The 19638-nt window shown below is 72.7% G+C and carries 17 protein-coding genes and 2 pseudogenes; 14 read left to right on the top strand and 5 right to left on the bottom strand.

Annotated features, from left to right (window positions below):
* The first annotated feature begins 1 nt into the window (after window position 1).
* The 4 genes from mqnE (at window position 2) to ACN6LD_RS28415 (ending at window position 2865) form a co-directional block, all read left to right on the top strand.
* A complete protein-coding gene (gene mqnE, locus ACN6LD_RS28430) occupies window positions 2–1165 on the top strand; it encodes an aminofutalosine synthase MqnE (RefSeq protein ID WP_445044693.1) in 1164 nt (387 codons plus the stop codon).
* Between the two features lie 86 nt (window positions 1166–1251).
* Window positions 1252–1776: a GNAT family N-acetyltransferase gene (locus ACN6LD_RS28425; RefSeq protein ID WP_319194019.1), complete on the top strand. Its 525-nt coding sequence runs from the start codon at window positions 1252–1254 to the stop codon at window positions 1774–1776.
* A gap of 93 nt (window positions 1777–1869) precedes the next feature.
* Complete coding sequence (locus tag ACN6LD_RS28420) at window positions 1870–2181, top strand: DUF4229 domain-containing protein (protein WP_445044715.1); 312 nt, start codon at window positions 1870–1872, stop codon at window positions 2179–2181.
* Between the two features lie 39 nt (window positions 2182–2220).
* Complete coding sequence (locus ACN6LD_RS28415; protein WP_319194022.1) at window positions 2221–2865, top strand: TetR/AcrR family transcriptional regulator; 645 nt, start codon at window positions 2221–2223, stop codon at window positions 2863–2865.
* Window positions 2866–3212: 347 nt separating this feature from the next.
* On the opposite strand, the gene ACN6LD_RS28410 is transcribed toward ACN6LD_RS28415, so the two are convergent.
* Both ACN6LD_RS28410 and ACN6LD_RS28405 read right to left on the bottom strand, forming a co-directional pair.
* Entirely contained in the window at window positions 3213–4112 is a 900-nt protein-coding gene (locus ACN6LD_RS28410; protein ID WP_445044692.1) for a MaoC family dehydratase, read from the bottom strand.
* Complete coding sequence (locus ACN6LD_RS28405) at window positions 4112–5449, bottom strand: 3-oxoacyl-ACP reductase (protein ID WP_445044691.1); 1338 nt, start codon at window positions 5447–5449, stop codon at window positions 4112–4114. The genes ACN6LD_RS28410 and ACN6LD_RS28405 overlap by 1 nt, the downstream gene beginning before the upstream one ends.
* Window positions 5450–5537: 88 nt before the next feature.
* Between ACN6LD_RS28405 and ACN6LD_RS28400 the strand changes: the two genes are divergently transcribed.
* Together ACN6LD_RS28400 and ACN6LD_RS28395 are read left to right on the top strand one after the other, a co-directional pair.
* On the top strand, window positions 5538–6884 hold the full coding sequence (locus ACN6LD_RS28400) for an acetyl-CoA C-acetyltransferase (protein WP_319194025.1): 1347 nt from the start codon (window positions 5538–5540) through the stop codon (window positions 6882–6884).
* A 254-nt stretch (window positions 6885–7138) separates the two neighbouring features.
* On the top strand, window positions 7139–9064 hold the full coding sequence (locus tag ACN6LD_RS28395; protein ID WP_319194027.1) for an AMP-dependent synthetase/ligase: 1926 nt from the start codon (window positions 7139–7141) through the stop codon (window positions 9062–9064).
* A gap of 183 nt (window positions 9065–9247) precedes the next feature.
* On the opposite strand, the gene ACN6LD_RS28390 is transcribed toward ACN6LD_RS28395, so the two are convergent.
* On the bottom strand, window positions 9248–9766 hold the full coding sequence (locus tag ACN6LD_RS28390) for a GNAT family N-acetyltransferase (RefSeq protein ID WP_445044690.1): 519 nt from the start codon (window positions 9764–9766) through the stop codon (window positions 9248–9250).
* A 153-nt stretch (window positions 9767–9919) separates the two neighbouring features.
* Here ACN6LD_RS28390 and ACN6LD_RS28385 point away from each other — a divergent pair, with 153 nt between their 5' ends.
* From ACN6LD_RS28385 to kstD, 4 genes are all read left to right on the top strand, one after another.
* Window positions 9920–10099 carry a hypothetical protein gene (locus ACN6LD_RS28385; RefSeq protein WP_445044689.1) on the top strand — a complete coding sequence of 60 codons (180 nt, stop codon included), beginning with the start codon at window positions 9920–9922 and terminating at the stop codon, window positions 10097–10099.
* 119 nt (window positions 10100–10218) lie between these two features.
* Entirely contained in the window at window positions 10219–11760 is a 1542-nt protein-coding gene (locus tag ACN6LD_RS28380) for a helix-turn-helix domain-containing protein (protein ID WP_445044688.1), read from the top strand.
* Window positions 11761–11816: 56 nt separating this feature from the next.
* On the top strand, window positions 11817–12221 hold the full coding sequence (locus ACN6LD_RS28375) for a hypothetical protein (protein ID WP_319194034.1): 405 nt from the start codon (window positions 11817–11819) through the stop codon (window positions 12219–12221).
* A gap of 144 nt (window positions 12222–12365) precedes the next feature.
* On the top strand, window positions 12366–14129 hold the full coding sequence (gene kstD, locus ACN6LD_RS28370; RefSeq protein ID WP_319194036.1) for a 3-oxosteroid 1-dehydrogenase: 1764 nt from the start codon (window positions 12366–12368) through the stop codon (window positions 14127–14129).
* A gap of 49 nt (window positions 14130–14178) precedes the next feature.
* Here kstD and ACN6LD_RS28365 read toward each other — a convergent pair whose 3' ends face one another.
* Both ACN6LD_RS28365 and ACN6LD_RS28360 read right to left on the bottom strand, forming a co-directional pair.
* Window positions 14179–14922: a class I SAM-dependent DNA methyltransferase gene (locus tag ACN6LD_RS28365; protein ID WP_445044687.1), complete on the bottom strand. Its 744-nt coding sequence runs from the start codon at window positions 14920–14922 to the stop codon at window positions 14179–14181.
* A gap of 117 nt (window positions 14923–15039) precedes the next feature.
* A complete protein-coding gene (locus ACN6LD_RS28360; protein ID WP_003974443.1) occupies window positions 15040–15243 on the bottom strand; it encodes a cold-shock protein in 204 nt (67 codons plus the stop codon).
* Window positions 15244–15531: 288 nt separating this feature from the next.
* On the opposite strand from ACN6LD_RS28360, the gene ACN6LD_RS28355 reads away from it, so the two are divergent.
* From ACN6LD_RS28355 to ACN6LD_RS28340, 4 genes and pseudogenes are all read left to right on the top strand, one after another.
* Complete coding sequence (locus ACN6LD_RS28355) at window positions 15532–16389, top strand: menaquinone biosynthetic enzyme MqnA/MqnD family protein (RefSeq protein ID WP_057584987.1); 858 nt, start codon at window positions 15532–15534, stop codon at window positions 16387–16389.
* Between the two features lie 38 nt (window positions 16390–16427).
* The gene (locus ACN6LD_RS28350; RefSeq protein WP_445044686.1) at window positions 16428–18299 is read left to right on the top strand and encodes a protein kinase domain-containing protein; all 1872 of its coding nucleotides are present in this window, start codon (window positions 16428–16430) and stop codon (window positions 18297–18299) included.
* Window positions 18300–18764: 465 nt separating this feature from the next.
* A pseudogene (locus ACN6LD_RS28345) lies at window positions 18765–19445 on the top strand (prepilin peptidase); the annotation flags it as partial.
* Window positions 19446–19518: 73 nt separating this feature from the next.
* Window positions 19519–19638 (top strand): annotated as a pseudogene (locus ACN6LD_RS28340) (dehypoxanthine futalosine cyclase); the annotation flags it as partial.

The following is a 19638-nucleotide window of genomic DNA, read 5'->3' as shown; positions in this document are numbered from 1 at the left end:
CATGGACGTCGGGCTCAAGCGCGAGCTGGAGGACAAGGTCAGGGCCGGTGAGCGGCTCACCCGTGAGGACGGCGTCGCGCTGTACGAGTCGGACGACCTGGCCTGGCTGGGCGGGCTCGCGCACGAGGTGCGCACCCGCAAGAACGGCGACGTCGTGCACTTCAACGTCAACCGTCACCTCAACATGACGAACGTGTGCACCGCGTCCTGCGCCTACTGCTCCTTCCAGCGCAAGCCTGGCGAGAAGGACGCGTACACGATGCGCATCGAGGAGGCGGTGAAGCTCGCCAAGGCGATGGAGGGCGAGAACCTCACCGAGCTGCACATCGTCAACGGGCTGCACCCGAACCTGCCGTGGCGCTACTACCCGCGCTCGCTGCGCGAGCTCAAGGCGGCCCTGCCGAACGTCTCGCTCAAGGCGTTCACGGCGACGGAGATCCACCACTTCGAGACGATCAGCGGGCTCACGGCCTCGGAGATCCTGGACGAGCTGATCGACGCGGGCCTGGAGTCGCTGACCGGCGGCGGCGCGGAGATCTTCGACTGGGAGGTCCGCCGGCACATCGTGGACCACCGCACCCACTGGGAGGACTGGTCGCGGATCCACCGCCTGGCGCACGAGAAGGGGCTCAAGACCCCGTCGACCATGCTGTACGGGCACATCGAGGAGCCCCGCCACCGCGTCGACCACGTCCTGCGGCTGCGTGAGCTGCAGGACGAGACGAACGGCTTCCAGGTCTTCATCCCGCTGCGCTACCAGCACGACTTCGTGGACATGAAGGACGGCAAGGTCCGCAACCGGCTCCAGGCCCGGACGACGATGGCGACGGGCGCGGAGGCGCTGAAGACGTTCGCGGTCTCGCGGCTGCTCTTCGACAACGTCCCGCATGTGAAGGTCTTCTGGGTGATGCACGGCGTCCAGACCGCGCAGCTCGCGCTGCAGCACGGCGCGGACGACATGGACGGCTCGGTCGTCGAGTACAAGATCACGCACGACGCCGACAACTACGGCACGCCGAACAAGCTGACCCGCGAGGACCTGCTGGACCTCATCCGGGACGCCGGGTTCCGCCCGGTGGAGCGCAACACCCGCTACGAGATCATCCGCGAGTACGACGGCCCCGACCCGGCACTGCGCGAGTCGCCGCAGCCCATGCGGGTGTGACCCGCCGGCCCGGGGGCGGGGCCGGGGGCCGGTCCGGGATCCGGAAGGGACGGCGCGACGCATGTCGTAAGGGTTACGATCCTGCTGTGCCACTTACTTTCACCCTCGACCCCGCTGTCACCCCGGCCCTGCGCGACGGCGTCCTCGACCTGTGGACCGACGTCTCCAACGCGGGCGGCGCCGTCGGGTTCGTCGCCCCCGTGTCGCGTGACGAGATCCGGCCGGATCTGGTCCGGCACCTCGTGGCCATCGCCGAGGGCCGCAACCGGCTGCTCGTCGGTCAGGACGCGTCGGGCCAGGTGGCGGCGACCGCGTTCTTCGCCTTCAACAGCCATCGCCTCCAGACCCACTGGGTGATGCTGTACACGGTCATGGTGCACCCCCGTCACCAGGGCAAGGGGTACGGCCGCGACCTGCTGGCGGCCGCCGCGGACGCGGCCCGCGGCTTCGACGGCGTCGAGGCGATCCGGCTCGGCTGCCGCGGCGGACTCGGCCTGGAGCGGTTCTACGGCTCCTGCGGCTACCGGGAGGTCGGCCGGGTGCCCGGTGCGATCCGGGTCGCGCCGGGCGACGACCGCGACGACATCACCATGCTGCTGCCGCTGACATGACGCCCGGGCGGCCGGCCACCCCGCTGCAAGATCGGCTGCCGGGCGTGCTTCACTGGACGGTGGCCCCCTTTGGAATCGGAAGTCTGGATTGAGATGCTCCGCTACACGCTGATGCGCCTCGGTGTCTTCGCAGGCTGCCTCCTGGCCGTCTGGGCACTCGTCTACTCGGGCGTCGTCCCGCGCGGCCTCGGTGACTCCAACGGCATGTGGATCGTCCTGCTGGCCCTGGTGCTCTCCGCGCCGATCAGCTTCGTCGTGCTGCGCAAGGAGCGCGACCGCGCCTCGGTGACGGTCGTCGAGCGGGTGGACCGTATGAAGGCCAACCTCGACGCCAACCGGGCCCAGGAGGACGAGGCGGTCGACTCGGCCCACGCCCGGGGCCGGGCACAGGAGCAGGCGTCCTGAACGGAGCTGCCGACCGCGGGGCCCAACTAGTCTTGCCCCATGGGTGCCGTGAAGACCAAGCGGATGCCGCGTGCGGTCCGTGAGCAGCAGATGCTGGACGCCGCCGTGGAGACCTTCGGCCGCCGTGGCTACATGGCCGCGTCGATGGACGAGATCGCGGAGCTCGCGGGCGTGTCCAAGCCGTTGGTGTACCTGTACCTGAACTCCAAGGAAGACCTGTTCACCGCCTGCATCCGGCGGGAGGCCAAGTCCCTCGTCGAGGCGGTGCGCACCGGCGTCCGCACCGATCTGCCCGCCGACCGCCAGCTCTGGGACGGGCTGCGGGCGTTCTTCGCGCACACCGGGCGGCATCCGCACGCCTGGTCCGTCCTGCACCTCCAGGCCCGCACGCACGGCGAGCCCTTCGCCGGCGAGGTCGCGGCGATGCGCGAGGAGATCGTGGCGTTCGTGACGCAGCTGATCGCGATAGCGGCCCGGGAGGCCCACCGCGACCCCGACCTGCCCGAACGCGAGGTCGCCGGGCTCGCCGAAGCCCTGGTCGGGGCCGCCGAGTCGCTCGCCGCCTGGGCCAACACCGACGACGCCGTCTCCTCCCACCAGGCGGCGGCCACCCTGATGAACTTCGCCTGGGCGGGCCTCGGGAACCTCATGAACGGCCGCTCCTGGTCCCCACCGGCCGCCTGAACCCTCGGCCGCCTGAACTCTCGGCCGCCTGAACCGCCGAGCCGTCGCCTCCGAGCCGTCGCCTCCGAGCCCGCACCGGCGAGCCTTCGCCGCCACGGCCGTCCCCGCTCTGCCGCGGTCGTCCCCGCTCCGCCACGGTCGTCCCCGCTCCGCCGCGGTGGTCCCCGCTCTGCCGCGGCCGTCCCCGCTCCGCCCTGCGGCGGGGCCGTGACCCTGCGGCGGCACGGTGGCGTCGCCGGACCGTCGCCCGGCTGCGGCGGCAGGCCGCCCGGGTGCGCCTCGCCGTCACGGTCCGCCGCGGCGGACGTCCGCCCGGCGTCGGCTCACCGGCGGTCCGGGGCGGCGGCTCACGGCGTGTGCGCGGGGCCCGTGCGCGGGAGCGGGTCCTGCAGGGGATCCACCCGTCCCGTCACATGGATCCGGGCCGGGTCTCCCGTGCCGCACAGGGCGAACCGTGCGCCGTCCGACGCGAACGACACCGTGCCGGGGAGCAGGACCGGGGCGCGGAAGTCGGCCCGGACCCGTGCCTGCTGCGGGACGCCGTGGGCGGCGAGGCAGCGGGCGACGGTCCACATGCCGTGCGCGATGGCTCGGGGGAAGCCGAAGAGACGGGCGGTGAGCGGGTGGAGGTGGATGGGGTTGCGGTCGCCGGAGGCGGCGCCGTAGCGCCGGCCGACGTCGGCGGCGAGCCGCCACTCGTCGAGCACCGGCGGCGGGCAGGGCTCCGGCTCGACGGCAGCGGGCGCGGCCTCGGTGGCGTGCCGGGCGAGGTATCTGCTCGTCGACTCCCACACGGTCTCGCCGGCCTGCCGCAGCTCGGTGACCACGACGGCCTCCGTCCCGCGCCGGTGCGGTGCCAACTCCTCGACGTGCACCGAGAGTTCGTAGGTTCCGGCGGACGCGAGCGCGGTCCGGCGGGTGATCTCGATCGACGTGTGGACGAGGCCGAGCAGCGGAAGCGGGAAGTCCCGGCCGCTCATGACCTTCATGGCCAGCGGGAAGCCCAGGACGTGCGGGTAGGTGAGCGGCAGCGAGTCCTCACCGGTCGGGAAGCCGCAGACGCGCTCGTAGGCGGCGAGCCGGGTCGGGTCCACGCGCAGGCCGGGCAGCACGAGGCGGTCGCCGGCGCCGGAGAAGGAGACGCCCGGACGGGGGTTCTTGAAAGGGGAGCGCAGCGCGCCGCGGGCGAACAGCGGGCCGAGGGACGGAAGCGCGGTCAGGGTCGTCGACGTGGCGGGCGTGCGCACTACGCCCCCAGCAGACTCTGGCCGCACACCCGCACGACCTGTCCGTTGACCGCGCCGGAGGCGGGGTGCGCGAGCCACGCCGTCGTCTCGGCGACGTCGACGGGCAGCCCGCCCTGCGCCAGGGAGTTCATACGCCGGCCCGCCTCGCGGATGAACAGCGGCACCGCGGCGGTCATCCTGGTCTCGATGAAGCCGGGCGCCACCGCGTTCACCGTGACCCCGTGCTCCGCGAGCGCATGCGGCGCCAGGGTGCGCACGAGTCCCGCGATCCCCGCCTTGCTCGCGCCGTAGTTCGTCTGGCCCGCGTTGCCCGCGAGTCCGGCGATGGAGGCGGTGGCCACGATCCGCCCGCCCGGCCGCAGCACGCCCTTGGCGAGCAGCGCGTCCGTGGTGCGCAGCACGCTCGACAGGTTGACGTCGAGCACCGAACTCCAGCGTTCGGCGGGCATGTTGACCAGCCGTCGGTCCCGGGTGATCCCCGCGTTGTGGATCAGCACGTCCAGCCCGTCGGGCAGTTCGGCGGCGATCCGTTCGCCCGCGTCGGCCGCCGTGATGTCGAGCGCGAGAGCGGTGCCGCCCAGCCGTTCGGCGACCCGGCGGGCGTCGTCCCCGGCCTGCGGCACGTCGAGGACGACGACCCGGGCGCCGTCCCCGGCCAGCCGCTCGGCGACGGCGGCGCCGATCCCCCGGGCGCCGCCCGTGACGAGCGCGGTGCGGCCGGCGAGGGGGAGCGACCAGTCGTTGGGGCCCTCGGAGCCCTCCGCGCCGGCGGCCCCCACGCCGATGACCTGCCCGCTGACGTAGGCCGACTTGGGGGAGAGGAGGAAGCGCAGGGTGGACTCGGCCGCCTGCGCGTCGGTCAGCCGGACCAGGTTGACGGTCCTGCCGCGTCCGACCTCCTTGCCGAGGGAGCGCACGAACCCTTCCAGGGCCTGCTGCACGGCCGCCTGGCAGTGGTCGTCGGGGTCGAGGGGCGCGCCGAGGACGACGATCCGGCCGCTCGCCGCGACCGACCGCACCACCGGGTGCAGGGCAGCGTGCACCTCGGCGAGCGCCTCGACGTCCCGGACGCCGGTCGCGTCGAGGACGACGGCGGCGGGGCCGGGGACGCCGGCTCCGTCGCTGTCCCCGGAGCCGTGGAGCGGCAGGCCGGCGCGGGTCAGTACCGGTGCGAGTCCGAGTGTGGACCTCCCGGCCGTAAGGTGGATCAAGGAGCCGGTGAGGGAGGGGCGTTCGGCTGACCAGCGCAGCAGCGCCGTCGGTTGCGGCAGGCCGAGCCTCCGGGTGAGGAAGCGGCCCGGTGCGGTGGCGGTGAAGCTCAGATAGCGGTCGGCCATGTTCTCTCCCACGGGCTCGGCGCACATGCTTACTCTGGAGTAAGGTTACCCGGGGTAAGTCTAGGTCAAGGGTGAGGAGCAGGTCGAGATGAGTCCTTCGGAGCCGTCACGGCTGAAGCTGGTGGAGCCCTCGCTCCGGACTCCTTCCGAGCCCCCGCGCGCCCGACGGGTCGCGATCGTCGGCGGCTCGCGCATCCCCTTCGCACGCTCCGACGGCCCCTACGCCACCGCCTCCAACCAGGAGATGCTGACGGCGGCGGTGAACGGGCTGGTGAGCCGGTACGCCCTCGACGTCCCCGGCGTGGTGGGCGAGCTGGTCGCCGGGGCCGTCCTCAAGCACAGCCGTGACTTCAACCTGGCCCGCGAGACCGTCCTCGGCTCGAGGCTCGACCCCCGCACCCCCGCCTACGACGTCCAGCAGGCCTGCGGCACCGGCCTGCAGGCCGTGATCGCCGCCGCCAACAAGATCGCCCTCGGCCAGACCGACTCGGCGATCGCGGGCGGCGCGGACACCGCGAGCGACGCGCCGCTGGGCGTGAACGACCGGCTGCGGCGCATCCTCCTGGAGGCCCGCCGCGCGAAGACGACAGGAGCCCGCCTCAAGGCGCTCGCGCAGATCCGCCCCTCCCATCTGATCCCCGAGATCCCGCGCAACGCCGAACCGCGCACGGGTCTGTCCATGGGTGAGCACGCCGCGGTCACCGCCCGCGTCTGGGGCGTCGAGCGTGAGGCCCAGGACGCGCTGGCGGCCGCCAGTCACCAGCGCCTCGCGGCCGCCTACGAGCGCGGCTTCTTCGACGACCTCGTCGTCCCGTTCCACGACCTGGCCCGCGACCAGAACCTGCGGCCGGACTCCACCGTCGAGAAACTGGCCCGGCTGAAGCCGGTGTTCGGCGTCGACGGCCCCGAACCCACCATGACGGCAGGCAACTCGACGCCGCTGACGGACGGCGCCGCGGTCGTCCTCCTCGCCTCCGAGGAGTGGGCCGAGGCCCGCGGTCTGGAGCCGCTCGCCTACCTGACGGCCTACGAGACGGCGGCCGTGGACTTCGTGCGCGGCGACGCGGCCGACGGCGGAAGCGGAACCGGCGACGGTCTGCTGATGGCTCCCGCGTACGCCGTCCCGCGGATGCTGGAACGGGCCGGACTGGGCATGGAGGACTTCGACCTGGTGGAGGTCCACGAGGCCTTCGCCTCCCAGGTGCTGGCGACGCTGGCGGCCTGGGAGAAGCAGGGCCTCGCCCCGGTCGACCGGGACCGGCTGAACATCGCCGGCTCCTCGCTCGCCACCGGCCATCCCTTCGCGGCGACCGGCGCCCGCATCGTCGCGACGCTCGCCAAGCTGCTCACCGAGCAGCACGGCCCCTCGCGCGGTCTGATCTCCGTCTGCGCGGCGGGTGGTCAGGGAGTGACGGCGATCCTGGAGCGGGCGTGAAAACCGAAGGCGGATGAATCCCGATGAAGCCGTGGCAAACCTGAAGATTCCTCACATACACCCCGAGATTGCACAGACCCGACCCCGGAACATCCCGGAACACGCACAAGCCCCACATGTGAGCGCCGTACGATCCCCTACCTAACTGGCGGTAACCCCTTTCATAGGGGGCATCCCGGTTGAACGCGTCGGTGCGCGAAGCACGTACGTCATGCAGCAAGCAGTTTCTTCGCTGCACGCCCAGGGAGCCGCCCGTGTCCACCCCGTACTCAGCCGCCGGCTCGGCCTACGCCGACCCTGACGCCCCTCCCGTCCTTGTGGAACCCGAGACGCGACGACTGGACGGCGCCGTACGGGAGGCCTCCCTGCCGGCCCTCGCCCGCCCGGTGACGTACGGCTCGCTCGCCGACCTGCCCTACGACAACGCGGCCGCCGTCCCCGAGTCGGTGGTCCTCAGCCGCCGGGGACCGGACGGGCACTGGACCGACATCACGGCGGAACGCTTCGCCGCGCAGGTCCACGCCGTGGCCCGCGGGCTGATCGCGGAGGGGCTGGCGCCCGGCGACCGGATCGCCATCATGGCCCGCACGACCTACGAGTGGACCCTGCTCGACTTCGCGGCCTGGGCGGCCGGCCTGGTCACCGTGCCCGTCTACCCGACCTCCTCGGTCTTCCAGACCCGCTGGATCCTCCAGGACTCCGGCGCGGTCGCCCTCGTCACCGAGACCGCCGGCCAGGCCGCGGCCCTCGGCCCGGAACGCGACCGGCTGCCCGACCTCCAGCACATGTGGGTCATGGAGAAGGGCCACGTGGACCGGCTGATCGAGGCGGGCGAGCGGGTGCCGGACGCCGAGGTCGAGATCCGCCGCGGCATGCTCGTCCCGGACACGCTCGCCACCCTCATCTACACCTCCGGCACCACCGGCCGGCCCAAGGGCTGCGCGCTCACCCACGGCAACTTCTTCGCCGAGGTCGACAACGCGATCGAACTCCTCTACCCGGTCTTCAAGGCCAAGAACGACGACGAGCTCTCCGTCCTCCTCTTCCTCCCCATGTCGCACGTCTTCGGCCGGATGGTCGCCATCGCCTGCATCCGCGCCCGCGTCCGCCTCGGTCACGCCCCGAGCCTCAAGGCGGACCAGCTCCTGCCGGACCTGGCGGCCTTCAGACCCACCTGTCTGCTGGCCATCCCCTACATGCTGGAGAAGATCTTCAACACCGCCCGGGCGAAGGCCGAGGCGGGCGGCAAGCTGTCCTCCTTCGACCGGGCCGTGGGCGTGGCCCGCCGCTACGGCGAGGCCGTCGAGGCGCAGAAGACCGGCGCGGGATCCGGCCCGGGGGCCACCCTGCGCGCCGCCCGCGCCCTCTACGACCCGCTCGTCTACCGCCGCATCCGCAACGCGATGGGCGGCAGGGTCCGCCACGCCATCTGCGGCGGCTCCCCCCTCGGCCGGCGCCTCTCCGCCTTCTACCTCGGCGCGGGCATCGAGATCTACGAGGGCTACGGCCTCACCGAGACCACGGGCGCGTCCACGGTCACCCCACCGATGAAACCCCGTCTGGGCACGGTCGGCTGGCCGCTTCCCGGCACGAAGATCCGCATCGCCGCGGACGGCGAGATCCTCATCGCCGGCGACCACGTGCTGCGCGGCTACTGGGACCCGGCGGCCGGCGGAGTGGTCCCCGCCGCCCCCGACGGCTGGCTCGCCACCGGCGACCTCGGCGCCCTCGACGACGAGGGCTATCTGACGATCACCGGCCGCAAGAAGGAGATGATCATCACGGCCGGCGGCAAGAGCGTCGCCCCCGCGCCGCTGGAGAACTGGCTGCGCTCGCACCCCCTGATCTCCCAGGCCATGGTCCTCGGCGACGGCCGCCCCTACGTCTCCGCCCTGCTCACCCTCGACCCCGACGGCCTCACCCACTGGCGGCACATGAACGGCAAGCACCCGGTGCCGGCGGAACTGCTGATCGGCGACGCGGAACTCGACGCGGTGCTCCAGCGGGCGGTCGACGAGGCCAACAAGCTGGTCTCCCGCCCCGAGTCGATCCGCCGCTTCGTCATCCTGCCGACCGACTTCACCGAACAGGCCGGCCACCTCACCCCGTCGATGAAACTCCGCCGCGAGGCGGTCCTCCGGGACTTCGCGGAGCAGGTGGAGGGGCTCTACGAGAGGTGACCTCGGCCGGATCGGCCGGATCGGCCGGATCGAGGGGACAGGCCGGATCGGCCGGACAGGCTGGATCGACGGAACAGGCCGGATCGAACGGACCGGGCCGAGGGGACCGCCGCCCGATCAGGGCGCGTGCCCCTCAGGGGCGCGTGCCCCCTCAGGGCGCGTACCCCAGGGACGCGTGCCCGCTCAGGGGGCGTCGTCCCGCAGCACGCTGTAGGACAGGCTGTCGCGCCAGCGCCCGTCGCGGAACACGACGCTGCGCAGCACGCCCTCGCGGGTGAAACCGGCCTTCTCCAGCGCGCGTTGCTCGGCGATGTTCTCCACATCGGTGTGCGCCTCGATCCGCACGGCGGGCGTGTGCGCGAACAGGTAGCGGGCCAGGAGGCGTTGGGCCTGGGTGCCGACCCCGCGTCCCTGCGCCCGCGGCAGCAGTTGGATGCCTATGTTCCAGTAGGAGGAGTGGGCCACGGTGACGATCCTGCGCCAGGCCACGAAGCCGAGCGGTTCCATGCCGGACGTCACCATCAACTGGCCCCCGTCGACGGAGAGCATCCCGTTCTCGGCCCAGCGCCGCCGCATGCGCCCGGGGTCCGTCCAGCCGAACCACGAGAACGTCCCGGCCGCCTCGGGGTCGAGCATGAACTGTTCCAGCATCGGCAGATCGTCCTCGCGGACGGGGCGCAGTCGCACGGTGTCATCGATCACCCGGACACGCTAGCCGTACTCCACAGCGCGTGTCTCCGAGTAAAGCCGGCGGTGAACTCCGCTGCACGGCCCTTGACTTCACAAGACCCTCGCGCGACATTCCGGTCTCCGCACCCGAATCCATCCATGAGTTCCCGGCGGGCTGGAGTGGCCATGACCACGAGCGCGGACCCTGTGAGACCACCCGAGAGCGCACCGTCGCTCAGCCGTCCCTCGCGCAGAAGGGTGCTCGGCGCGGCCGCGGGAGGCGGGCTCGCCGTCGTCGCCGTGCAGTGGACCGCGGCAGCCGCCGACCTGCCCCTCCTCGGCACGTACGAACGTCGTCGTCGATGAAACTCCGCCGTGAGGCGGTCCTGCGTCACTTCGCGGCCGAGGTCGAATAACCGTACGAGAGATGAACGTGTGGTTTCCTGCGTCCTGACGCGTCACCGACGACGGAAAGCGGTTGAGCAGTGGGCGAGTTGGGGTGGGAGCAGGGGATCGACGAGCTGCTGCGAGTGGTCCAACGCCGCGCGTCCCCGGCAGACGTACTGGACTGGCTCGGGCGGCGTACGGCGACCGCCGTGGCCTGGGTCTGCCCCGGCGGCCGGATCGAGGCGGCCACCGACGGCTTCCCCCATGAGGCCGTCGAGGCGCTGGGGGAGCGGTTGGTGCGGCTCGCCGACGGTCGGCTCGGCGCAGCCACCGCCCGCCACGGCGACCTGGAGGTACACCTCGAAGCCTGCGGCCGACAGGCTCCGCGTCCGGTCCTCGTCACCGTCGGCGCGGCCGGACGGTCCCGTGAGGCGGCTGCTCTCGTATCCCGGGCCGGCGGCCTGCTGCACCTGCTCGGCGAGGCGCGCAGGGCCGACCACAGCGCCCGCGGCTATGAGGAGAAGGCACGCGCCCTGCGCTTCGCCGTGCTGACCGCCCTCATGACCGGGGACGTCACCCTGGCCCGTCGCATGACCCACCGGGACGTCCCGCCGCTCCTGGACGCCGAACGCGTCCGAGTCCATCTGCTGCACTGCCCGCCCGCCGACCGGGACCGGCTGGCCAGTGCCTTCCAGGACGCCTCCGGCTATCACGGCGTCGGCCTCATGGTGCACTGCCCGGCCTTCCTGGACCACCTGATCTGCCCGATCGCCGAGCGGGAGCGAGACGGCGAAGGCAGCGGGGGCCTGGACGACCGGTTGGCGGGCGTGCTGCGCAGGCTGGTTCGCGAGAACCGCGGTTACGCGCTCGGCGTCAGCAGGCCCCATCCGATCGCCGCCACGGCTGCGGCGTACGGGGAGGCGGTGCACGCCCTCGCCGTCGCCCGCAACTCCCCCGAACGCCTGGCCGTCTACCACGGCAGCCCGTCGCTGCTGCCCCTGCTGCCCAGACCGGCGGCCCTGTCCTGGGCCCGTGCGCACGTCGAGCCGCTGCTCGGCGAAGCGAAGATCACCCAGGACGTCACCCGTCTCGCCGTGGCCTTTCCCCGCTCCGCCGTGGCCCGTCTTCTGGGTATCAGCCGCACCACCGTCACCGCGCACTGCGGCCGGGCCGAACGGGCCCTGCAGGCCGACCTGGGCGAGGTCCGCGTCCGCGCCGCACTGGACCTGGCCCTGGCCCTGGCCTCCAACGCCCTCCCTTCGGAGCCAGGCGCCGAGGCGGCAGCCTCGGGCGCGCCGTCCCTCGCCCACCTCTTGAGCAGCGAGCCCGCCGTCGACTGGGCGACGGGGTTCCTCGAACCCCTCGGTGAGGCCGCCCACCGCGACCTTCACGCCACCTTACGTACCTGGGTCGGCCACAACACCGACGCCCAACGGGCCGCCGAAGCCCTGTCCGTGAGCCGCAACACGGTACGGGCCCGGCTGCGCACCGCCGAACGCCTCCTCAACCGCGACCTGTTGACGACCGGGTCCGGCCTCCACGACATCGTGCACGCGCTCATCGCGACTGATCACCGTGCACACCTCTCGGACCGAAGTGGCCACTGTGCACCATGGTCCCGCAGGGGAAGCGCGCCCTAGCGTGATCCACGCGGGTCGAACAACCCGTTCCGGATCGCTTCCCTCGGGGGTATCTCATGAACAAGTTCCGTGCCGGCGGCATCGTGGTCGCGGCCGCGGCGCTGGTCGCGCTGGCCAACTCGCCTGCTCTGGCCGGCACGAACGCCACCTCCTGGGGCCAGAGCAAGAAGGACACCTGCTCCGCCAGTTCGGTCGGCACCTTCGAGGCCGAGGGCGAATGGTTCCACATCAAGGACGTGTGCGCCGACGAGATGTCCGCGGTCCTCAAGGTGGACGTCGCCCCGTACAAGTCCGACGGCGGTTACGACTTCACCATCTGGAACCCGGGTAAGAACGGCTCCACGAAGTCGGTGAACAAGAAGTACGACGAAGGCACGGGCGTGTGCATCCAGGCGGGCCTGGGCGAGTACAGCTCCGGTGAGTGGGGCCTGTTCGGCGCATGGTCCTGCGGCAAGGCCTGATCCGTCCCCGCAGTGATCAGCCCACGCCGTGAGCGAGGAAGGGCGCCCATGGCGTGGGCGGGAGGGACGTAGTGGCCCTTGACTTCCCAAGACCCCCGCGCGACATTCCCGGTTCTCGCGCGTTCCGTCTGGGCTGGAGTCGACATGACCGGATCCCCTTCCCGAAGACATCTGCTGGCCGGAGCCGCCGGTGCCGGGCTCGCTGTCGCCACGGGGGTGCAACAGGGTGCCCGGGCCGCCGACCTGCCCCTCCTCGGCACGTACGACGTCGTCGTGGTCGGCTCCGGCGCGGCCGGGATGACCGCCGCGCTGACCGCCGCCCGGCAGGGGCTGAGCTGTGTGGTGGTCGAGAAGGCGGCGACCTTCGGGGGCTCGGCCGCCCGGTCCGGCGCCGGGATCTGGATCCCGAACAACCCGGTGATCCTCGCGGCGGGCGTCCCCGACACCCCCGCGAAAGCCGCCGCCTACCTCGCCGCGGTCGTCGGCCCGGAGGTCCCCGCCGACCGGCAGCGCGCCTTCCTCGCGCACGGTCCGGCGATGCTCGCCTCCGTCATCGCCCACAGCCCGCTGCGCTTCCGCTGGATGGAGGGCTACAGCGACTACTACCCCGAGCTTCCCGGAGGTCTCCCGGGCGGCCGCTCCGTCGAGCCCGACCAGCTCGACGGAAACCTCCTCGGCGCGGACCTGGCCCGCCTCAACCCCTCGTACCTCCAGGTGCCGGCCGGGATGGTGGTCTTCAGCGCCGACTACAAGTGGCTCAACCTGACCGCTGTCAGCGTGCGGGGCGCGGCCGTCGCCGCCGAGTGCCTGGCCCGGGGCACGAAGGCCGCGCTCCTCGGACAGAAACCGCTGACCATGGGCCAGTCCCTGGCGGGCGGCCTGCGGCTCGGGCTGCGCGCCGCCGGAGTGCCGGTCTGGCTCTCCAGTCCGCTGACCGACCTGCACGTCGAAGGCGGAGCCGTCGTCGGCGCGGTGGTCACCCGCGACGGCGCGCCCGGCCTGGTCCGGGCCCGGCGCGGGGTCGTCGTCGGCTCCGGCGGTTTCGAGCACGACGCGGCCATGCGGGCCCGGTACCAACGTCAGCCGATCGGCACCGAGTGGAGCGTCGGCGCGAAGGAGAACACCGGGGACGGCATCCGGGCGGGACAGCGGCTCGGCGCCGACCTCGCCCTGATGGACGACGCCTGGTGGGGCCCGGCGATCCCGCTCCCCGGGCAGCCCTGGTTCTGCCTCGCCGAGCGCACCCTCCCCGGCGGACTCCTGGTCAACGGGGCCGGCCGCCGCTTCGTCAATGAGGCCGCCCCCTACGGCGACGTCGTCCACACCATGTACGACCAGAACCCGACCGACCGCGCGATCCCGGCCTGGCTGATCACCGACCAGAACTACCGCAACCGCTACCTGTTCAAGGACGTGGCGCCGACCTTGCCGTTCCCGGCCGACTGGTACAGCTCGGGGGCCGCGCACAAGGCCTGGTCCCTGGACGCCCTGGCCGCCGCCATCGGCGTTCCGGGGCCCGCCCTGCGAGCGACCGTCGACCGCTTCAACACGCTCGCGCTCCGGGGCGACGACACCGACTTCGGGCGGGGCGACAGCGCGTACGACCACTACTACACGGACCCGGGAGTCCTCCCGAACTCCTGCCTCGCCCCTCTGTGGCTGCCTCCCTTCCACGCCTTCCGCATCGTCCCCGGCGACCTCGGCACGAAGGGCGGCCTGCGCACCGACGCCCGTGCCCGCGTGCTGCGACCCGACGGCTCGGTCATCCCGGGGCTGTACGCCGCAGGCAACGCCAGCGCGGCGGTCATGGGTCACAGCTACGCGGGCGCCGGTTCGACGATCGGCCCCGCGATGACCTTCGGCTACATCGCGGCCCTCGATCTCGCCGGGGTGCTCCAGGCGTATTGATCACGAGCGTCTGCCCTTCGGGCAGACGACGCTGCTTTCGAAACACGCCCTAGGCGTCCGGACCGATCTCGGGGGCGGCGGGCGCGGTCTTCGGGGGCCTGCGCGCGATCAGGAACGCCTGGGCGGTCGGCTCGCCGAGGTCCGCGTCCGGCTCCCGCACCGTGCGCGACAGCACGGCGAAGCCGGCCGCGGTCAGCAGCCCGGCCATCGTCTCCGGACGCCGGCGCTCGAAGTCGATGGCGACCGGGTGACCCCAGGGGCGGTCGTAGTGCCGGGGCTCGTCGCCGACCTGGAAGGCCAGCAGGAGGTGCCCGCCCGGGGCCAGCACGCGGTGGAATCCGGCGAAGAGCGCGGGCAGTTCGTCCAGCGGGGTGTGGATGGACGAGTAGAAGGAGACGACTCCGGCCAGGGCTCCGTCGGGGAAGTCGAGCTCCAGCATCGAGCCCTGCTCGAAGCGGATCCCCGGGTTCTCGCGCCGGGCGATCGCCAGCATCGACTCCGACAGGTCGAGCCCGGACACGTCGAGCCCGAGCGCGGCGAGCCGTGCGGTGGTCCGGCCGGGACCGCAGCCCAGGTCGGCCACCCGGCCGCCGGCCCCGACGAGCTCGGCGTAGGCGGTGAGCACGGCCCGGTCGAGCGGTCGCGCGGCGAGGTCGTCACGGAACCGCTCGGCGTAGTCCTCGGCGACGGCGTCGTAGAACGCACGGGTGGTGGCGACGAACCCGGGAGCGGGGGAGGGCTCGGGCTTCGTGGTGTCGGTGTCGGTGTGGGCGTGGGTGTCCGTGTCGGTCATGGGTGGGGAGCCTAGGAGGCCCGACCGACATCGGGGGCAAAGGCAGGAGCCCCGTGCCGAACGGCACAGGGCTCCTTGGGTACTGCTCTCAGACTTGCGATCTCAGGGTGTGGAGACTCAGACGGGGGTGACGTTCTCCGCCTGGGGACCCTTCGGGCCCTGCGTCACGTCGAAGGAGACCTGCTGGTTCTCCTCGAGCGAGCGGAAGCCCTGCGCGTTGATCGCGGAGTAGTGGACGAAGACGTCGGGGCCGCCGCCTTCTTGGGCGATGAAGCCAAAGCCCTTTTCGGCGTTGAACCACTTCACGGTTCCGGTAGCCATAAGCCCTCCTTGGGCCCAAAGGGTTGCCCTGCTCCAGAACCCTGCAAGCGTGAAAGCAAGTGCCGCACAACTGCATACGTCTGAAAACGACGAGAGCCCGCGGTTACATGCTCCGCAGGCTCTGTACTGCAAGGGAAACCAAACTGCAACTTGCGGCGAGCGTAGCATGTGGGCAGCCGAAAGCAATAGAGGTCAAGATCACGTCACTCGGACGTTTGAAGATCCATGAAAGGGGTTGACTCGGGGGTCGGAGTCCGCAGCGTACCCGACGGGGTCTAGCCTCGCGATGTGGACAATTCTCGCACCCGGCCGCGCGTCGGCCACATCCAGTTCCTCAACTGCCTGCCCCTCTACTGGGGGCTCGCGAGAACCGGCACGCTCCTCGACTTCGACCTGACCAAGGACACCCCGGAGAAGCTCAGCGAGCAGCTGGTGCGGGGCGATCTCGACATCGGGCCCGTGACCCTCGTCGAGTTCCTGAAGAACGCCGACGACCTGGTCGCCTTCCCCGACATCGCCGTGGGCTGCGACGGCCCGGTGATGTCCTGTGTGATCGTCTCGCAGGTCCCGCTGGACCAGCTCGACGGCGCCCGGGTCGCCCTCGGCTCGACCTCCCGGACCTCGGTGCGCCTCGCGCAACTGCTCCTGGCCGACCGCTTCGGAGTCCGGCCGGACTACTACACCTGTCCGCCCGACCTCAGCCTGATGATGCAGGAGGCCGAGGCCGCCGTCCTCATCGGCGACGCGGCGCTGCGCGCGAACCTGCTGGACGGACCACGGTTCGGCCTGGAGGTGCACGACCTCGGCCGGCTGTGGAAGGAGTGGACCGGACTCCCCTTCGTCTTCGCGGTGTGGGCGGCCCGGCGCGACTACCTGGAGCGCGAGCCCGTCCTGACCCGCCAGGTCCACCAGGCGTTCCTCGACTCCCGCAACCTCTCCCTGGAGGAGGTCGGCAAGGTCGCCGAGCAGGCGGCCCGCTGGGAGGAGTTCGACGAAGACGTCCTCGAGCGGTACTTCACCACCCTCGACTTCCGCTTCGGCGCGCCCCAGCTGGAGGCCGTCACGGAGTTCGCCCGCCGCGTCGGCCCGACCACGGGCTTCCCGGCTGACGTCAGGGTGGAACTGCTCCGGCCCCGATCTGCGTAGTCTCCTACGGAGTCCTGACGGGGGAGGGGGTGGCGCCGATGCAGCCGCTCGGAGACGGTGAACCCACGACGGTCGGGCCCTACCGGCTGCTCGGCCGACTGGGTTCCGGCGGCATGGGCCGGGTCTACCTCGGCCGCAGCGCGGGCGGCCGCACGGTGGCCGTGAAGATCGTGCATCCGCACCTCGCGCTCGACGAGGAGTTCCGCGCCCGCTTCCGGCGCGACGTCGAGGCCGCGAGGCGGGTCGGCGGGGCGTGGACGGCACCGGTCCTGGACGCGGACCCGGAGGCCACGGTCCCCTGGGTGGCCACCGGCTACGCGGCCGGACCGTCCCTGGCCGCCGCCGTCGCGTCGGGCGGGGCGCTGCCCGAGCACTCCGTGCGCGTGCTCGGCGCCGGCCTGGCGGAGGCCCTCGGCACGGTGCACGGACTGGGTTTGGTGCACCGGGACGTCAAGCCGTCCAACGTGCTGCTGACCGTGGACGGCCCGCTGCTGATCGACTTCGGCATCGCCCGCGCGACCGACGGCACCGCCTCGCTCACCTCGACCGGCGTCTCGGTCGGCTCGCCCGGCTACATGGCCCCGGAACAGATCCTCGGCAGGGGCGCGTCCGGCGCCGCCGACGTCTTCTCCCTCGGCGCGGTACTGGTGTACGCGGCGACCGGACGGTCCCCGTTCCCCGGTGACTCGTCGGCCGCGCTCCTCTACAAGGTGGTCCACGAGGAACCGGAGCTCGGCCCGCCGGAGGGCGGGCTGCGCGGTGAACTGCGGGCGGTCGCCGAGGCGTGCCTCGTCAAGGACCCGGCAGCGAGGCCGTCCCCTGAGGAGGTGGCCCGGCGCCTCGGGCCCGAGGGCGCGGCCCGGCTGGTGGCGGACGGCTGGCTGCCGGGAGCGCTGGTGGAACAGTTGGGGCGCAGCGCCGTCCAGTTGCTGAACCTGGAGGGGACGCACGCCGGCGCGGAGCCCGCCGCGTCCGGTCCGGTGGGGTTCGGCAGCGCGGCGATGGCGTCGGGGGAGCCCGTGGGAGCGGCCTCGGGCAGGGCCCCGGCGGGCGAGCCGCCAGCCTCGCTGGGGGTGTTCGGGCCGCCACCGGTGATGGACGTGATCCCCGCGGCTCCGGGCACTCCGGCGACTCCGGCGGACCGGGCCGACCGCTCGGCTGCCGGGCTCGTGGTCCCGCCCGTGCCCACGCCGAGGGACGCCGAGCCTGCGGCCGACGAGGCCGAACGCGCCGGACGCACCGCAGGTTCCGGACACACCGGAGGTTCCGACGGTCGCGGCCGGCTCTCGGTCACCGTGGCGGGCAGCGCGACGCCCGGCGAGGGCGGCCGCGGACGCCGGCTGAGCTGCACCGTCGCGCTGGCGGTAGCGGGCGCGATGGCGGCGGTGACGGTCGGCTCGGTGCTGGTGTTCCGGCTGCTGCCGGGCGACGGCGGCCAGGACACCGAGGCCGGCAGCGACGCGAACTCCCCGGCGCCGACGGCCGCGGCGACCCCCGGCGCCACCGAGGGGCAGTCGCCCGCGGCGAGTCCCGGCGCCACCGGCGGCTCGTCGGCCTCAGCGCTTCCCGCCCGGTACATCGGCACCTGGGAGGGGCAGGGCAGCGGCCTCGACGGGGCCCTCCCGATGGGCACGTTCCGGGTGACGGTCCAAAAGGCGGTCGTGGGCGGGAAGCTGGGGGAGCTGCGGCAGACGGACGTGCTCGGCGGCGTCTGCGTCGACGTCCTGACGCTGAAGCAGGTGACGGCGAAGGAGGTCGTCGCCACGTCCGTGGGCGCCGCGAACAACCACGGCGGCTGCAATCCGAAGCCGCACCCGATCCGGCTCACGCCGACCGGCGACGACCTGACCTACACCTCCGAGAGCGCGGCGGAGGGCAACCCGGTCGCACGGATGTCGAAGGTCGAATAGCGGCCCCGGGAGGCGGAGAGGCGGAGCGGACGGCGTCGTGCCGACCGTTCCGGCCTCCCTCGTCTCTCCTCTGTCTCTCCCTTTTCCCTACGATCTCTGACGATGACCACACCGCCCAGCGACCTGACACTGACCGCCGCCGCCGCGCTGTGGGGCGCGGTGACAGGGGCGCTGCTGCCGCGCGCCGCGTACCGCTTCTCCGTGCCGCCGGAGGAGGAACAGGACGAGCAGACCGCGGAATCGGACGAGCAGACCGCGGAACCGGGTGAGCAGGCCGCCGCACCGGATGAGCAGGCCGCCGAACGGGACGAGAATGCCCCGGAACGGCAGGAGCAGACCGCGGAGCGGGGTACGGCGGACGAGAGCGACGAGCAGGCGGGGCAGGAAGCGCCGGGAGCGCCGGGAGCGCCGGGAGCGCCGGGAGCACCGGGAGCACCGGGAACGCCGGGAGCACCGGGCGGGACGGGAGCACCGGGCGGGACGGGAGCGCCGGGCGGGCAGGAAGAGTGGGAAACGGTCGGCGGCTGGCGGGCGGCCTGCCCGGCCGGCCATCCGTTCCGGGGCTGGCTCGGACGCGCCCACTGCCGCCGTTGCGCCGCCACCGTCGCCCCCGGCGCCCTTCTCCTCCCCGCCCTCACCGCGCTGCTGTGCGCCGCGCTCGCCATGGCGACCGGTGTGCGGCCCGAGTCGGTGGTGTGGCTGGCGCTCGCGCCGGTCGGGGTGCTGCTGGCCGTCGTCGACGTTCGGGTACGGCGGCTGCCCGACCCGCTGACCCTCCCGCTCGCGGTCGCCGCCCTCGCCCTGCTGGGCCTGGCCGCGCTGCTCCCCGAGCACGCCGGGGACTGGACGACGGCCCTGCTGGGCGCGCTCGCCCTCGGCGCCGGCTACCTCGTGCTGCACCTCGTCAACCCCGGCGGCATGGCCTTCGGCGACGTGAAACTCGCGCTCGGCATGGGCGCCGTCCTCGGCTGGTACGGCTGGCCGACCGTCATGCTGGGCACGTTCGCCGCGTTCCTGTTCGGCGCGCTGTACGGCGGCGTGCTGTTCGTCGTGGGGCGGGGAAGACGCGGGACACTCATCGCCTTCGGGCCGTTCATGCTCGTGGGCACGCTCGCCGGGCTGCTGGTCGGCGCGTACGCGGCCTGAGGTCGGGGCGCCGGGAGGCCTGGCGTAGGCTGGCTCGGTCTGTCCACAACCCTTGACGAAAGGGACGCTCCCGGTGACCGAGAAGGCCGAACTTCAGTCCGTCCTCGACCGTGCCGCCGCCGGTGGGCGGATCACCCCCGAAGAGGCTCTCGACCTCTACCGCGACGCCCCGCTGCACGCGCTGGGCGCCGCC

It is taken from the genome of Streptomyces sp. SAS_272, assembly GCF_052543235.1.
The sequence above is the reverse complement of the archived record's forward strand: the minus strand, read 5'-3'. Positions and strand labels throughout refer to the sequence as shown.

What these genes read in the sequence shown, in the direction of transcription:
- mqnE (WP_445044693.1), top strand. Translation starts at nt 2, where the DNA reads ATGGACGTCGGGCTCAAGCGCGAGCTGGAGGACAAGGTCAGGGCCGGT.
- ACN6LD_RS28420 (WP_445044715.1), top strand. Translation starts at nt 1,870, where the DNA reads ATGCTCCGCTACACGCTGATGCGCCTCGGTGTCTTCGCAGGCTGCCTC.
- ACN6LD_RS28415 (WP_319194022.1), top strand. Translation starts at nt 2,221, where the DNA reads ATGGGTGCCGTGAAGACCAAGCGGATGCCGCGTGCGGTCCGTGAGCAG.
- ACN6LD_RS28405 (WP_445044691.1), bottom strand. Translation starts at nt 5,449, where the DNA reads ATGGCCGACCGCTATCTGAGCTTCACCGCCACCGCACCGGGCCGCTTC.
- ACN6LD_RS28400 (WP_319194025.1), top strand. Translation starts at nt 5,538, where the DNA reads ATGAGTCCTTCGGAGCCGTCACGGCTGAAGCTGGTGGAGCCCTCGCTC.
- ACN6LD_RS28385 (WP_445044689.1), top strand. Translation starts at nt 9,920, where the DNA reads ATGACCACGAGCGCGGACCCTGTGAGACCACCCGAGAGCGCACCGTCG.
- ACN6LD_RS28375 (WP_319194034.1), top strand. Translation starts at nt 11,817, where the DNA reads ATGAACAAGTTCCGTGCCGGCGGCATCGTGGTCGCGGCCGCGGCGCTG.
- kstD (WP_319194036.1), top strand. Translation starts at nt 12,366, where the DNA reads ATGACCGGATCCCCTTCCCGAAGACATCTGCTGGCCGGAGCCGCCGGT.
- ACN6LD_RS28365 (WP_445044687.1), bottom strand. Translation starts at nt 14,922, where the DNA reads ATGACCGACACGGACACCCACGCCCACACCGACACCGACACCACGAAG.
- ACN6LD_RS28360 (WP_003974443.1), bottom strand. Translation starts at nt 15,243, where the DNA reads ATGGCTACCGGAACCGTGAAGTGGTTCAACGCCGAAAAGGGCTTTGGC.
- ACN6LD_RS28350 (WP_445044686.1), top strand. Translation starts at nt 16,428, where the DNA reads ATGCAGCCGCTCGGAGACGGTGAACCCACGACGGTCGGGCCCTACCGG.